This is a genomic window from Oceanobacillus zhaokaii, from assembly GCF_003352005.1.
Classification (GTDB): Bacteria; Bacillota; Bacilli; order Bacillales; family Amphibacillaceae; genus Oceanobacillus; species Oceanobacillus zhaokaii.
Genome location: NZ_CP024848.1, coordinates 493,276 through 507,432, shown reverse-complemented (window position 1 = coordinate 507,432; position 14,157 = coordinate 493,276). Strand labels below are relative to the sequence as shown.

The following is a 14,157-nucleotide window of genomic DNA, read 5'->3' as shown; positions in this document are numbered from 1 at the left end:
AGTCCGATTCTATTTTGGAATCGGACTTATTTATTTTCACTTAATAGTGATTCTTCAATCACTTCCATCAAATCATAAGCACCACTACTTTTGTTTGATAATATAGCTAGCTTAATTTCACTTTCGGGATATACTGCAGAATGAAAACTAACCCCAGGATCATAACCCATCACATGATATTTCAATATCTCATCATCTACCTTATCAATCCAAATACCGTAACCATAATACGTATTATCTTCACTTTTAACATGAGGGGTTAACAGGATACGGTTCATCTTTTCAGATAAAAATTGATTTGAAAACAATGCTTCCCAGAAGTGAATCATGTCGGCTGCGCTGACAAAAGCACCACCATCTGGACCACCTTTTACTGGTACAGAGTAAATATTCGTTTTCCAACTTTCATCGGTTTTAATATACCCAAGAGCAGTATTTTTTGGCAATTGATCCATCGAGAAATATCCCGATTTAAGCATCCCGATTTTTTGAAAGATGTGTTTTTCAATGTAATCTGTAAATGACATTCCTGTAGCTTGTTCGATAATTAAGCCTAAAACAATATAGCCCGCATTATTATAATGAAATCTGCCACCCGGGGGGAACATCATTTCTCGATTTTGAAACATCGGCAGGAAATCTTTGACTCTATTCATCTTGTACATTGGCAAATCGTCCCAAAGCTCCTCAAAATTATCCATTACCGCTTCATCAAAATAATCAGGGATTCCTGATGTATGTGTTAATAATTGATGAATGGTAATATGCTCATCTAAGTGCGGGAAAGGAATAGCTAAACAATCCCTTAAGTATGTTTCATAAGTTAGTTTCCCACTTTCAACTAACATTAAAATCCCGACTGCAGTAAATAACTTGCACCCTGAAGCAATGCCAAATCTGGTATCTATCATATTTTTTAGTGCTTCGGATCGATTCGAGTAACCATAAGCAGATTGATGTATTATTTCCTTACTATTCTTCACTAATACTACTCCCGAGAATGAATTCCTTTCCACTAATGACTTTATTGATTCCTCTAATTTTTTGTCCATAAACTCACCCTTTCTACGACTTCAATTATCGTTCTTTCCCTTCTAATTCTTCCACACGCTCCACCAGTTTCTTTAGCTTTGATTGATTATCTAAAGCATAAATAAAACCAAGTAGACCGAGCACAAACGCAACTATGGTCACACGCGGCTCCTCCTTTTAGGCGAGAAATTATTATCTGTGTATTCTTACTATAGAATAACAGAAAGAAATCTAAACTTCGCTCTTCTTGAGAATTACTGTAATATTTTATTTCTATTGCGCTGCGAATAGAATCTATGAGAAAATAGTTACGGCTTACCCTTGCTACATTCGATTTCAGTCGAATAGATTAGTAGTATTATATTATGAGATGCATAAGGAGTTATTCATCATGTTTAAGAAAAAACGAATTACACTTTTTAGCTTGTTCATGCTATTATCCATTCTCTTTGCATGTTCAACAGAAAATACTAACGAAAATGAAGAAGACAGTGCAGAAGCACCTGCTGATGCAAATGAAAATCAAGAAGATACAGCAACAATCCCAAATGGTGAACTTCAGAAGAAAGATCAGGGAGATCAGGTCGAGTTGCTGCAAGAAAGTTTAAATGAGCTCGGTTACGATATTAGCGTTAACGGAACTTTTGATGAAGCAACAACATGGGCAGTAACAGACTTTCAATTACAGCATAAAAATCTAATGGCTTTAGGTATCTATAATGAAGAAACACAGCAAGTACTAACGGATTCACTAGCGAAGGGGGGAAAAATAGAGGCCGGGTCCGGACTTCCACTCGTTGCTGAACCAGTTTCAACTGAAACTGGTACACCGGTAATTGCAAACCCATATGATCAGCTTGCATTAATCAATAAAGAACATGCATTGCCAGCTGATTATGAGCCGGAAGATCTTGTTGTACCGAATGTCCGCTTCCCATTTACGGAAGAATTACCAAAGAAACAAATGCGTGAAGTAGCTGCACGAGCATTAGAAGACTTATTTCAAGCTGCGGACGATGCTGGGATAGAGCTATACGCTCAATCTGGTTTCCGGGGCTATGATACTCAAGTGTCACTATTCGCCAACTATGTAAGTGCTAATGGCGAGGAAGCTGCGAATAAATTCAGTGCTCGCCCAGGAGAAAGTGAGCATCAATCAGGCCTAGCAATGGATGTTACAAGTGTAGATGTGAATTACCTTTTGGATACTGACTTTGGTGATACCGAAGAAGGTAAATGGGTAAAAGATCATGCAGCAGAATTTGGATTTATTATTCGTTATCCTGAAGGAAAAGAAGAAATTACTGAGTATCAATTCGAACCATGGCACTTGCGCTATGTCGGTGAAAAAGCAGCTAAAGAAATCATGGATCAAGGAATCACGCTGGAAGAATATTTTAATGAAAATGAATAAATTATGTAGTCCTGTTCTTGCGAGAGCAGGATTTTTTATTACATATGGTCGTGGTCGTACGTAGAAAAATAGGTTGAAGTTACTTGAACAATTTTACTTTGATTTCTCATTTACTTCCTTGGCTACTAACATATCTAATGCGCGAATACGCTCTAGTGCGGTAGTTTCATCTATTTTCTTATAATGGTGATTACCGCCATTCTCTTCATCAGCTTCATCTGCCATCGCAACAACACGTTGGAGCGGATTAAGTTCAAGTTCACCCTTTGGTAAATAAGAGTCAGTATGAAGCAATATTGCAATCGCAATTTCCTTTGCGGCATGTCGGTCTTCACCTATGCGGATTAGCAGTTTATGGGCACGGCTTGCACCTTTTATTGCATGGATATCATTTTCCCTGTATAGATCATAATCCCATTCGCCATCACTATACCAAGTGTAATGACCCACATCATGCAGCAGTGCAGCCTTTGTTGCAAGATCTGGATTAACATCAAACCGTTTCGCAAAAATATACGCATACTCCGCTACTGCAATCGCATGTGCAACACCTGAACGCTTCAGATATTTCTGGGTAATCGGATGTGTGAATACTTGCTCTAACGTAACCAAATAATCGCCTCCAATTGAATTATTTTACTGAATATAGCATGTTTTCTATTTGAATGCAATAAATGTATAAAAAGCAAATCCGCACAAGACAGATGCACTTAAAATGGTTTAAGAATCATCAATACGATAATTGCTAGAAATATTAGATTTTCCAGATGTTCCATATTAAATAATTTCTTTGATAGAGGCTCATATGAATCTGGAATCTCTTCTCCTTTATGTTCTTTAAACATTAATTTGATTGGTTTAGATCTTGGAGCTAACAATACAGGACCGAATGCTAATGCAATTAAAAATAAAATTAAACTAAAATTGTACCAGCCTTGCGTGAATAAATATGTATTTAACAGCCCCATCCATAGACCTGTAATTAATAATAATAATCCCCCAATCATCGTTAATAGGTGCAAGGAGTTTCGAATGCCAAATGTATGCTTTAATTCCGTCATATTCTTCGGTTTTGGCTTCAACACAATCAAGGTCATAATCATCCCGGGTCCCATACCTAGTATTGCTGAAATCACATGAATAAATACAAGTATTTCATATAAAGACATCATCTTTCCCTCCAAACAGCTAATACTATCATACACTATTTGGATGCATGGAAGGCTGCCGTATCGCTTATATTCCTTGAATATTTAGCGCATACCAACAATTTCATGCAAGGTAATGTCTCCATCCATCGTGCATTTATAATATCGCCTTTCAGTTACCTCGACTAATGCTAACGCAGCAGAATTGTCTGCAAATACACTACTGCCTAAATCACAATTGATAAACCTCCCTGCTGGTTGGACATTACTTTGAGGATTATGTCCACGAAAAATGTATTTATGATTAGACCAGTCCGTTAATTCAAGATTATCGATTATCGATAGTTCACGATTATTCATCCATAGAATATTACGCGGCTGCCGATCCTTACCTTGGTGAATATCTATTCCGGCGTGCACATAAATTCCATATTCATCTTCATATAGAAGTGGGAGTGTTTCAAACCATGCCGCATATTCTTCTGCTATATCCCAAGCTTTTTCAGAGCCATATTTATCTTTAAAACTTTTAATTGTTTCTTCACCTCCAAATTCCATCCACATTGGCGATATCTCCTTCATAAACCAGATCATCATCTCCTCATGGTTACCGACAATAATATGAATGTTATCTGGATAGCTTCTTGACCTTTCTTTTATCCAGTGCAACACATCAGCACTTTTTAGTCCGCGATTTATCATGTCACCACCGATAATTAGTCTGTCCTTCGCTGGCTCAAAATTAACATGCTCTAATAAACTTGTAAAAGCATTAAAATTACCATGAATATCCGTCACATAAAAGGTACGCACCTTAGGAATCTCTCCCTTCATAAAACAGTACTATGATTTTCTCAAGATTATACTATTATTAACATTAGACGTAAAGAAGAAATCTACCAATTTGGTTGCGTTCTCATCTCTATTCAGCTAGAATCTAATTGAAAACTATTATCATTTAATGTATAAGGGCGGGAAGAGGGAAATGGAGTATACGAATTTAACAAAATTAATACGGGAACGACGGGCAATAAAAAAAGGTTATACAGATAAAGAAGTTACAGAGGAATTAGTAAAGGAACTATTAGACACAGCGATCTGGGCACCAACACATGGGCTTCGTGAGCCTTGGCGCTTTGTTTTTATAGGTGAAAATCAATTGTCAACTTTTGCTAAAAAAATTGCGGAAACTTATCCAGTGGAAAGACAAGAAAATCGAGAAAACTATTTAAATGAACCAAATGCAATCTTAGTTGTGATTATGGAGGATTCTAATATTCCAAAACAATCGGATGAGAACTATGGTGCTACCGCTGCAATGATTCAAAACTTCTGGCTATTGGCATGGGAAAAGCAGCTAGGTGTCGTCTGGAAGACCAATCCACATATTTATGATCCAAACGTGAAGGAAATATTAAATGTCGCCGAAAACGAAAAAATCATTGGTTTCCTGCACCTCGGATATTTTTCTGAAGAACCAATTAAAAAAGATAGAATAGCAGTTGATAATAAGTTTACTAGATTTAATGGTTAAACAAATAACACCGCATATATTAATTGCGGTGTTATTTATTATTCGACAACATTTCCCAGGAAATGACGAAATAAAAGATGGTTTTATTTCGTCATAATTGGTATCCATACCTCACTATAATAATCATCACTATTCGGATCTCCATCACTTAAATATACTTCTAGCTCTGGTCCTTCTGCATGTTCATACCCTGTCGATGGAAACCATTCAGAAAATATTCGCTCCCAGACCTTTACCATGGCCTCTGGCATCGCTCCTTTCACAGGGAAAATTGCCCAGGTTGCTTTCGGAATTTCAAGCTCCTGCCATTCATTAGGGTATGTCTCCGTTTGTTTCTCAGCGCCAATGAAATATGTCATATTCTCTTGCTGTTGATCAAAATCCGTACAAACACCAATTAATCCTAATGGTCCACAATTTTCAGCAAGTGCTTCAGAAAATCCATTGCTGTTGGATTCGTTCCAAAATGCTGTAATGTTACGATTATTTTCCCCACTTACCGTCGAGGTTTGAATCCCTTTTCCTATTACCTGAAATGCTTCTTTTTCCATGATTTTGTATTCCATTTCAACATCACCCTTTATCTGTATTTGAAACGAGAGTTTAGGAAAAGCTTTTAGCAATTGGCTCTTTTTTCGTGCTGTCGATGGACTAATGCCGTGAATTTTCCTAAAGGCTTTCGAAAAAGATTCCGGCGTTTCATACCCATATTTCAGGGCAACATCAATTACTTTAGTATTGGACTGTAAAAGCTCCTCTGCTGATTTTGTCAGTCGCCGGTTCCGAATATATTCTCCGACAGTAAACCCAGTCAGCATGTGAAACATTCGCTGATAATGAAATTTAGACATACAAGAAACCGTGGCAATCTGTTCGATGTGCAAGTCCCCATCTAAATTTTTTTCGATATAATCAATGCTATCAACCAATTGCTGAAGACTTTCCAATATGCCCTCTCCTCTCTAATGCTATCTTAACCACTTCATAGCTTTCATTCCTGTCCCATTGTGCTATTTCCTGACAGGTTGGTATGCATCTTTGATTATACATAAAAAAGTTTTTCTGTTTCATGTCTAATATTACTTAGAAAATTTGGTTGCCACCAAAGCCTTTAGGTGACAGCCTTAGTTGCACTTATTCAGAAAGAAATATCGATATACTTTCTTTACTGCTAAAAAAAGTACTTGACTTCCATTTTGAATTATCTTAATATTAGTATCAATAATTAAATTAGTAAACGGCAATGACGAAGAAGAGTAATCTAAATTAGTCACTAAAGAGAGCTGGTGGTCGGTGCAAACCAGTGTGAACACTTAGATGAATGGGCTTCTGAGCTTCCAAACCGAACGATAATTCAGTAGGCTTTGGCGAACAGGTCTCATCGTTATACGAGACGAATATTAAGCATTTCGCTTGATATTGCTAAAGTGAGCTGATTTTTTAGCTAATAAAGGTGGTACCACGGTCCCTCGTCCTTTTCGGATGTGGGGCCTTTTTGTCTTTTTATTTAAAAGTGAATAAATCTAAATCAATGATTAAGAGAAGTAAGTAATCTTGAAGCATAACAGAGAGCTGGTGTTGGTGGGAATCCAGTATGTGAATAATTACTGAATGGACTTATGAGAGGTTTTCCGAAAAATCCAACCGGATCAGTAAGAAAACACGGGGTTCCGACGTTATACGGATAGGATATCGGATGAATAATTTCCTGTATCTGAATGAGATGAAAAGAAATTCTTTTCAACAGAGGTGGCACCGCGGTCCAATCGTCCTCTATAAGCACATAACTTATGTGTTTATAGAGGACTTTTTTATTTAGAAAAAGAAGGGATGGAGAAAATGTCAATTAATGGTAACCATGAATACTCCTTCAAATCAATAAAACAGCATGCAGGCAAACTGACACCAATTGAAATTTACAGACAATTGCCTGGGAAGAAAAAATTCTTATTGGAAAGTACTTTTCAGCATCAGAAAAAAGGTAAATTCTCTTTTATTGGGGGAAACCCGTATCAAGAAATCATTGGAAATGGTCATAGAACAACAGTTATAAACCATGAGAAGGAAACAAAAGAAACAATTCAGCAGCACGGACTCAACTACGTAAAAGAACATCTCCCAAAAATTGAACTGGATTTTCCCTTTCCATTCTATGGCGGGGCAGTTGGCTATATTGGCTATGACTCTATTCGATTGCATGAGAATATCGGCGATACATTACCGGATGACCTCGACATGCCAGACATCCATCTCATGGTTTACAAGGATATCATTGTCTTTGATCACGCAGATGAGTCACTCTGTTTAATCGTTCTTCACCATGGATTAGATGCTGACAATATATTGGCCGAGCGAATCAATCTGCTGCAGAAAGCATTAAGTAGACCAACGGAACAAACAACAGCTCATCAGGAAGCAACGATTAACTTCAAAGCGGAAATTACAGAAGAAAAGTTTCTCGAAAATGTCAGTATAGCGAAGAAGCATTTGAAGCAAGGTGATGTTTTCCAAGTTGTTTTATCCCAGCGATTATCAGCAGAAATGAACGGAGATCCTCTCTTATTCTATCAAAAGCTAAGAGAGGCGAATCCATCACCATACATGTTTTACATTGATTTTGAATCATATCTCCTGCTTGGGGCTTCTCCTGAAAGTCTTGTACAAACGACAGGACGAGAAATCGTGACGAATCCAATTGCTGGAACGAGGGCACGTGGAAAATCGGAAACCGAGGATGAGGCGCTTGCAACAGAGCTACTTCAAGATGAAAAGGAAATTGCGGAACACCGTATGCTAGTTGATCTAAGCAGAAATGATCTTGGCCGCGTATGCGAGGTTGGCAGCATTACGATTCCAACCTATATGACTATAGAAAGATACCAGCATGTCATGCATATCGTTTCGGAGGTAAAAGGAGTGCTGCGCCAAGATTTATCAAGTATCGATGCTCTAATTGCTTGTTTACCAGCTGGTACGGTTTCCGGTGCACCGAAGATTCGGGCGATGCAATTAATTAATGAGTTAGAAGAAAAGAAGCGTGGCGTTTATGGTGGCGGAATTGGGTTTATCAACTTTAATCATGATATAAACATCGCACTCGCAATTCGCTCACTCGTCATTAAAGAAAATCAGGCTATTCTGCAAGCAGGGGCAGGAATTGTTTATGATTCCGTAGCCGAAATGGAATATCAAGAAACGTTAAACAAAGCAAAATCAATTATGGAGGTGAACGATTATGATCCTGCTGGTCGATAACTATGATTCATTCACTTACAACATTTACCAATATGTTGCTGATGAATTTGAGCAGGTAACTGTTGTACGAAATGACACACTAACACTACAAGAAATTGACGCGATGGATTTACAGGGAATCATCATCTCACCTGGTCCCGGCCTTCCAAATCAAGCAGGGATATGTCTAGACTTGGTTCGGGAATTTTATAAAAGCATTCCAATTCTTGGAATTTGTTTAGGACAGCAAGTCATTGCCGAGGCATTAGGAGGTGAACTTCGACTCGCAAAGGAAATTAAGCATGGAAAAACATCGCTCATTACCCATCTCAATCAAGGAATTTTAAAGGGATTGGAGAATCCAGTTGAGGTCATGCGCTATCACTCTTATGTTGTCGATGATATGAGAATCCCAGAAGAATTGGATATCATTGCCAAGTCAATTGAAGATGATGAGATTATGGCAATCGGGCATAAACAGTACCCAGTTTTCGGTGTCCAGTTTCATCCCGAGTCAATCGGAACAGCAACAGGAAAGCAACTAATTCATAACTTTTTAGCAAAAATTCGAGAGGAGAATTCCAATGAAAAATTATCTGGAAAAATTAATTAACCAAGAAAACCTTACAACAGAGGAAATGAAGGATGCAGTAAATTACTGTTTTACGGATGCAGTTACAGATTCTGAGATTGCTGCTTTTTTAACTGCCCTGCAAGTAAAAGGTGAAACTTCAGATGAAATTACAGGAATCGTTGATGTCATCCGCAATGAGTCTCTCTTTCAAGGAACCTCCATATCAGGTGCAATCGATAACTGTGGAACTGGCGGAGATCGTTCATATAGTTTTAATATCAGTACTACTTCAGCGTTTGTCCTTGCTGGTGCGGGTGTTACGGTAGCAAAACACGGTAACCGAAGTATTACAAGTAAATCCGGAAGTGCAGATGTCCTTGAACAATTAGGTGTATCCTTATCTTTTACTAAGGAGCAAATAGAAGAGCTGTTGCTAGAGAATCAGATTGCCTTCCTTTTCGCACCAAATGTACATGTAGCGTTGAAGCCTTTCACAAAGGTACGCAAGGAATTAAAAATACCAACAATCTTCAATGCAATTGGTCCATTAACGAATCCAATAAACCTTGATTCACAACTGCTTGGCGTGTATCGCCAGGAGCTAATGCCCATTCTAGCCGAAGCCTTACACAAATTAGGCAGACGACGTGCGGTAGTCGTTAATGGTGCTGGTAATGTTGATGAAGCAACACTAGCAGGAGAAAACCAGCTTATGCTCCTTGATGATGGGAAGATCACTTCGTTTACATTGCGTCCGGAAGATGTTGGTTTACCGTATTATTCAAAAGATGAAATTCGTGGTGGCAATGCAAATCAAAATGCAGAGATTCTACTAAGTGTACTGAAAGGAAAAAATGGCGCTTACTACAATACAACTATTTTAAATGCCGGAATTGGCATATTTGCAAATGGTAAGGCCGAAACAATTGAAGATGGTATCGAGCTCGCACGGGAGAGCATTGATTCTGGAGCAGCATTAGCAAAATTAGAATATCTAATTAATTACAGCAGCAGAATTCCAAGTGAGGTGTTTTAATTGTCTATCTTAGAGAAAATTTTAATTGAAAAAGAAAAAGAAATTACCGCATTAATCGATCAAACCTTTATACCAGTCGAAACGAAGAAAATCACCACTTTTAAAGAGCGTGTGCTCGCAGCAAAGACGATGGCCGTTATTTCCGAAATTAAACGTTCTTCTCCATCAAAGGGCGAAATAAAAATGACAGTCGATCCCGTAACACAAGCGAAACAATATGAAGCAAATGGTGCAGCCGCCATTTCAGTTCTAACAGACAAACCCTTTTTCAATGGGACAATGGATGATTTACGCGCTGTTAGAAGGGCTGTTGATTTGCCGATATTATGTAAGGATTTCATCATTCATCCAATCCAAATAGATCAGGCAAAGGCTGCTGGTGCATCGATTATTCTATTAATCGTAGCTGCATTATCAACAACGGATTTAGAAAATCTCTATCATTATGCTAGAAGCCTGGAACTAGAGGTATTGGTTGAGGTTCATAACGAGGAAGAAATGAATACAGCGCTGCAATTAGATCCAGAAATCATTGGCATTAATAATCGAAATTTGAAAACGTTCGAAGTCAATCTGGATACTACTGAAAAGCTTGCTGCAATGGTAACGAATCCAGATACAATCCTGATCAGTGAAAGTGGTATGAAAACTGTAGCAGATGTTAAACGCGCAAGAGATGCTGGAGCAAAGGCGATTTTAGTTGGGGAAACATTGATGCTCGCAGACAACCTGGCTCAGACCTTTGATGAGCTTAAAGTTGAATTGCTGGCGGAGAAGCGAGATTAATCATGCTAGTAAAAATATGTGGAATCTCAACAAAAGAGGCCGCAGAAGCTGTACTTGCATCTGGTGCAGATTTTATCGGCTTCGTATTTGCCGAAAGCAAGCGCAGAATTTCACCTGAAGCTGCAAGCGATATCGTGCGTTTGGTCCCCTCTTCTGTAAAGAAAGTAGGAGTTTTTGTAAATGAAACGGTCGACAATATGATTGCTATCGCAGAACTTGTTGGGCTTGATTATATTCAGCTGCATGGAGAAGAACCTGCAGAAGTCGCTAAGTCATTGCCATATAAGGTCATAAAAGCATTTTCTATAACTAAGGAAAATGTTAGTTCTATCAAATCCTACCCTTGCGACTATTATTTACTTGATAGCCCTAAGGCAGAGTACCATGGAGGAAACGGGATAACATTTGACTGGAGAATGATTGAACAGCTCTCTATCCCAACTCAGAAGATATTATTAGCTGGCGGACTAAACGCGGACAATATAACAGAAGCAATCAGACTTGCGCACCCTGCTGGAGTCGATGTCTCCAGCGGCGTTGAAACAAATGGTATAAAGGATAATAAAAAAATCAAGCAATTTATTACAATTGCAAAAGGTTATAAAACTAAGGCTTAGCCAAGCTTTTCGGTGACAGCCTTAGGGGATGTTCGGTTAAAAACTAGGACGTCCTGGGACTGCGGTTACTCGTCCCACCGAAATCATTTGGGACTGCGGTTACTCGCCCCAACGAAAACCTTTGGGACTCCGATTACTCGTCCCACCGAAAACATCTGTCGCAACACCGAACTGACCTACATCCTGTAGGCCCCACTTATGTAGTAAGAAATATTTTATACTTTCTTAACTTATCAATTGAAAGGATGAGACGATTAATGACAACCTACACAATGCCCGACGAGGCCGGAAGATATGGCAGTTTTGGAGGAAGATTCGTACCAGAACTATTGATGCCCGCACTGCTAGAATTAGAGGAAGCATATGAAAAGGCTAAGAATGACCCACAATTTATCGAGGAATTAAACTATTATTTGAAGCAATATGTGGGCAGGGAAACGCCTCTATACTTTGCTGAACAGTTAACGAAAGAAGTTGGCGGGGCAAATATTTATTTGAAACGTGAAGATCTAAACCATACTGGCGCACACAAAATTAATAATACGATAGGTCAGGCACTACTGACACTTCGAATGGGCAAGAAAAAGGTCGTCGCTGAAACCGGCGCAGGCCAGCATGGAGTTGCGACTGCTACAGTATGTGCACTTTTTGGTCTCGAATGTATTGTATTTATGGGCGAGGAGGACATTCGCCGACAAAAACTGAATGTGTTCCGCATGGAATTATTAGGAGCAGAAGTGCGCAGTGTCGCTCATGGAAGTGGCACATTAAAGGATGCAACGAATGAAGCACTACGATACTGGGCGAGCAACGTGAACGATACTCATTATATTTTAGGATCCGCTGTTGGACCACATCCATTTCCGAAGATTGTTCGTGATTTGCAATCTGTAATCGGTAAGGAAACAAAGAAACAGATTATTGAACAAACTGGAAAACTACCAGACTCAATCGTTGCCTGTGTCGGTGGTGGCAGTAATTCAATTGGCATGTTCCATCCATTTATAGAAGAGGAAGCAGTGAAACTAGTTGGTGTCGAAGCTGCTGGGGCTGGGATTGATACGGATCAACATGCCGCTACGATTACAAAAGGAAGGAAAGGCATTTTACACGGAACGCTATCGAAACTCTTACAGGATGAAAACGGACAAATTACGGAGGCATTCTCCATTTCTGCAGGACTTGATTACCCTGGTGTTGGGCCAGAACATAGCCATTTGAATGAAACCGGTCGGGTTCATTATGCTGCAATTACGGACACAGAAGCATTGGATGCCTTTCAAGCTTTATCTAGGATTGAAGGAATCATTCCAGCATTAGAGAGCGCACATGCGGTTGCTTACGCTATGAAACTGGCAAAGGAAATGGAAGCCAATCAAACATTGGTTATTTGCCTATCTGGACGCGGTGATAAAGATGTAGAGCAAGTAAAAGATCGATTGGAGGAAAAATAAATGGGTAAAGAAAGAATCGAATACAGCTTTCAAGAAAAACAATCAGCAGGACAGAGATTATTTATCCCTTATATTATGGCTGGTGATGGCGGTCTCGATAATTTAGAGGACAGAATTGATTTTTTAGCAAAAAGCGGAGTTGCTGCCGTTGAGCTCGGGATTCCTTTCTCGGATCCGATTGCTGATGGACCAACGATTCAAGCAGCAGGACAACGCGCATTAGCAAATGGCACAAGCTTGAAAGCCGTACTCAGTCAATTACGGAATTTTAAAGCGTCAAGCTCCCCGGTGCCAATTATTTTAATGACCTATTTAAATCCAATTTATAGCTATGGGATGGAAAAGTTTGCTGCAGACTGCGAAAAATCTGGTGTTGATGGCATTATTATTCCGGATTTACCAATGGAAGAAGAAGAAATGATTGCTGAATTATTACAGAAGCATTCTATCGCCTTCATCCGCTTAGTTGCAATGACAAGTCCGAAAGGGCGAATGATTGAAATAGCCAAACGTTCAGAAGGCTTCCTATATGCGGTTTCCGTAATGGGAACAACTGGCGCGAGACAGACACATGACGAGAATGTAAAAGCATATTTAGATGTATTGAAAGAAAATAGCCCTGTTCCTGTTCTGGCAGGATTCGGTGTTTCAAGTGTTGAGCAGGCACAGGAGCTTAGTGCCCATTGCGACGGTGTTATTGTTGGCAGTAGAATTGTTGATTTATTTAATCAAGGGCAGGATGAGGAAGTTAGGAAGCTTGTTCAAGGTAGTATTGAGGTCGGAGTCCGAGGGTAGCTTGATTTCATATTACATGCGTGTGGGATGTTTATCAAATATCAGCCACTTTTCCGTTTATAAACATTCTATAATTTTCTCTTACAACATACAAAACAGGCGAGCTCTTAAGTAGCTTTGCCTGTTATATTTTCGACAGGATTTAGCAAAACTCGGGAAGTGACAGACACTGCACAAAAAAAAGGAAAGCCAGTGATCAGGTGGCTTTCTAATAAAAGAGCGAATCATGGGTTGTAAGGATAATCTAAATCTAAGTCAAGTCTTGTCTAGATTCTATATATTTATATTCCGTGCAGCCGCTTTCTGTATAGTCCATATCCCTACTGCATTCACACATTTACTTATCTCCCCTGGAATAAATGCAATAATCGATAATATATAATTACAGTCTCAAAGAATAAAAGGAGTGATATCAATATTTGCTTTTACTTTTTTAATCCTCACATGTGAAGTGAGATTTAGAACTTATAATAAATTGTATGCAAAACATAAGATATTTGTTCCTAATACAATAATCTATAAGGATAGGTCTG

General features: G+C 38.9%; 14 protein-coding genes and 2 other annotated features. Of the genes, 9 read left to right on the top strand and 5 right to left on the bottom strand.

Going from position 1 to position 14,157, the window contains the following annotated elements:
- Positions 1-26: 26 nt before the first annotated feature.
- Entirely contained in the window at positions 27-1,052 is a 1,026-nt protein-coding gene (locus CUC15_RS02620; RefSeq protein WP_114915233.1) for a serine hydrolase domain-containing protein, read from the bottom strand.
- 371 nt (positions 1,053-1,423) lie between these two features.
- Between CUC15_RS02620 and CUC15_RS02615 the strand changes: the two genes are divergently transcribed.
- Positions 1,424-2,446, top strand: a complete 1,023-nt coding sequence (locus CUC15_RS02615) for a D-alanyl-D-alanine carboxypeptidase family protein (RefSeq protein WP_205317645.1) — start codon at positions 1,424-1,426, stop codon at positions 2,444-2,446.
- Between the two features lie 93 nt (positions 2,447-2,539).
- Here the strand turns inward: CUC15_RS02615 and CUC15_RS02610 are convergent, their stop codons facing one another.
- The 3 genes from CUC15_RS02610 to CUC15_RS02600 form a co-directional block, all read right to left on the bottom strand.
- Entirely contained in the window at positions 2,540-3,058 is a 519-nt protein-coding gene (locus CUC15_RS02610; protein WP_114915232.1) for an HD domain-containing protein, read from the bottom strand.
- 98 nt (positions 3,059-3,156) lie between these two features.
- Positions 3,157-3,618 (bottom strand): DUF2269 family protein, encoded by a 462-nt coding sequence (locus tag CUC15_RS02605; RefSeq protein ID WP_341457188.1) that lies wholly within the window; start codon positions 3,616-3,618, stop codon positions 3,157-3,159.
- Positions 3,619-3,699: 81 nt separating this feature from the next.
- Positions 3,700-4,407 (bottom strand): metallophosphoesterase family protein, encoded by a 708-nt coding sequence (locus CUC15_RS02600; RefSeq protein ID WP_162800252.1) that lies wholly within the window; start codon positions 4,405-4,407, stop codon positions 3,700-3,702.
- Between the two features lie 172 nt (positions 4,408-4,579).
- On the opposite strand from CUC15_RS02600, the gene CUC15_RS02595 reads away from it, so the two are divergent.
- Positions 4,580-5,128: a nitroreductase family protein gene (locus tag CUC15_RS02595; RefSeq protein WP_114915229.1), complete on the top strand. Its 549-nt coding sequence runs from the start codon at positions 4,580-4,582 to the stop codon at positions 5,126-5,128.
- 83 nt (positions 5,129-5,211) lie between these two features.
- Here the strand turns inward: CUC15_RS02595 and CUC15_RS02590 are convergent, their stop codons facing one another.
- Positions 5,212-6,075, bottom strand: coding sequence for an AraC family transcriptional regulator (locus CUC15_RS02590; RefSeq protein ID WP_114915228.1), 864 nt, complete (start codon positions 6,073-6,075; stop codon positions 5,212-5,214).
- 287 nt (positions 6,076-6,362) lie between these two features.
- Positions 6,363-6,608, top strand: a binding site (T-box leader).
- 42 nt (positions 6,609-6,650) lie between these two features.
- Positions 6,651-6,905, top strand: a binding site (T-box leader).
- Between the two features lie 62 nt (positions 6,906-6,967).
- Here CUC15_RS02590 and trpE point away from each other — a divergent pair.
- The 7 genes from trpE to trpA all read left to right on the top strand — a co-directional run bounded on the left by trpE (position 6,968) and on the right by trpA (position 13,624).
- On the top strand, positions 6,968-8,383 hold the full coding sequence (gene trpE, locus CUC15_RS02585; RefSeq protein ID WP_114915227.1) for an anthranilate synthase component I: 1,416 nt from the start codon (positions 6,968-6,970) through the stop codon (positions 8,381-8,383).
- Positions 8,364-8,975 carry an anthranilate synthase component II gene (locus CUC15_RS02580; RefSeq protein WP_114915226.1) on the top strand — a complete coding sequence of 204 codons (612 nt, stop codon included), beginning with the start codon at positions 8,364-8,366 and terminating at the stop codon, positions 8,973-8,975. Before trpE ends, CUC15_RS02580 begins: the two co-directional genes overlap by 20 nt.
- Positions 8,947-9,972: an anthranilate phosphoribosyltransferase gene (gene trpD / locus CUC15_RS02575; RefSeq protein WP_114915225.1), complete on the top strand. Its 1,026-nt coding sequence runs from the start codon at positions 8,947-8,949 to the stop codon at positions 9,970-9,972. The genes CUC15_RS02580 and trpD overlap by 29 nt, the downstream gene beginning before the upstream one ends.
- Positions 9,973-10,758 carry an indole-3-glycerol phosphate synthase TrpC gene (trpC, locus tag CUC15_RS02570; RefSeq protein ID WP_114915224.1) on the top strand — a complete coding sequence of 262 codons (786 nt, stop codon included), beginning with the start codon at positions 9,973-9,975 and terminating at the stop codon, positions 10,756-10,758.
- Positions 10,759-10,760: 2 nt separating this feature from the next.
- Positions 10,761-11,375 carry a phosphoribosylanthranilate isomerase gene (locus CUC15_RS02565; protein ID WP_114915223.1) on the top strand — a complete coding sequence of 205 codons (615 nt, stop codon included), beginning with the start codon at positions 10,761-10,763 and terminating at the stop codon, positions 11,373-11,375.
- A 257-nt stretch (positions 11,376-11,632) separates the two neighbouring features.
- Positions 11,633-12,829 carry a tryptophan synthase subunit beta gene (trpB, locus tag CUC15_RS02560; protein WP_114915222.1) on the top strand — a complete coding sequence of 399 codons (1,197 nt, stop codon included), beginning with the start codon at positions 11,633-11,635 and terminating at the stop codon, positions 12,827-12,829.
- Positions 12,830-13,624, top strand: a complete 795-nt coding sequence (gene trpA, locus CUC15_RS02555; protein WP_114915221.1) for a tryptophan synthase subunit alpha — start codon at positions 12,830-12,832, stop codon at positions 13,622-13,624.
- The last annotated feature ends 533 nt before the right edge of the window (positions 13,625-14,157 follow it).

Bases quoted from the DNA above. Each gene is read 5' to 3' on its own strand.
- trpB (WP_114915222.1), top strand. From the start codon at position 11,633: ATGACAACCTACACAATGCCCGACGAGGCCGGAAGATATGGCAGTTTT.
- CUC15_RS02565 (WP_114915223.1), top strand. From the start codon at position 10,761: ATGCTAGTAAAAATATGTGGAATCTCAACAAAAGAGGCCGCAGAAGCT.
- trpD (WP_114915225.1), top strand. From the start codon at position 8,947: ATGAAAAATTATCTGGAAAAATTAATTAACCAAGAAAACCTTACAACA.
- CUC15_RS02620 (WP_114915233.1), bottom strand. From the start codon at position 1,052: ATGGACAAAAAATTAGAGGAATCAATAAAGTCATTAGTGGAAAGGAAT.
- CUC15_RS02595 (WP_114915229.1), top strand. From the start codon at position 4,580: ATGGAGTATACGAATTTAACAAAATTAATACGGGAACGACGGGCAATA.
- CUC15_RS02615 (WP_205317645.1), top strand. From the start codon at position 1,424: ATGTTTAAGAAAAAACGAATTACACTTTTTAGCTTGTTCATGCTATTA.
- CUC15_RS02605 (WP_341457188.1), bottom strand. From the start codon at position 3,618: ATGATGTCTTTATATGAAATACTTGTATTTATTCATGTGATTTCAGCA.
- trpA (WP_114915221.1), top strand. From the start codon at position 12,830: ATGGGTAAAGAAAGAATCGAATACAGCTTTCAAGAAAAACAATCAGCA.
- trpE (WP_114915227.1), top strand. From the start codon at position 6,968: ATGTCAATTAATGGTAACCATGAATACTCCTTCAAATCAATAAAACAG.
- CUC15_RS02580 (WP_114915226.1), top strand. From the start codon at position 8,364: ATGATCCTGCTGGTCGATAACTATGATTCATTCACTTACAACATTTAC.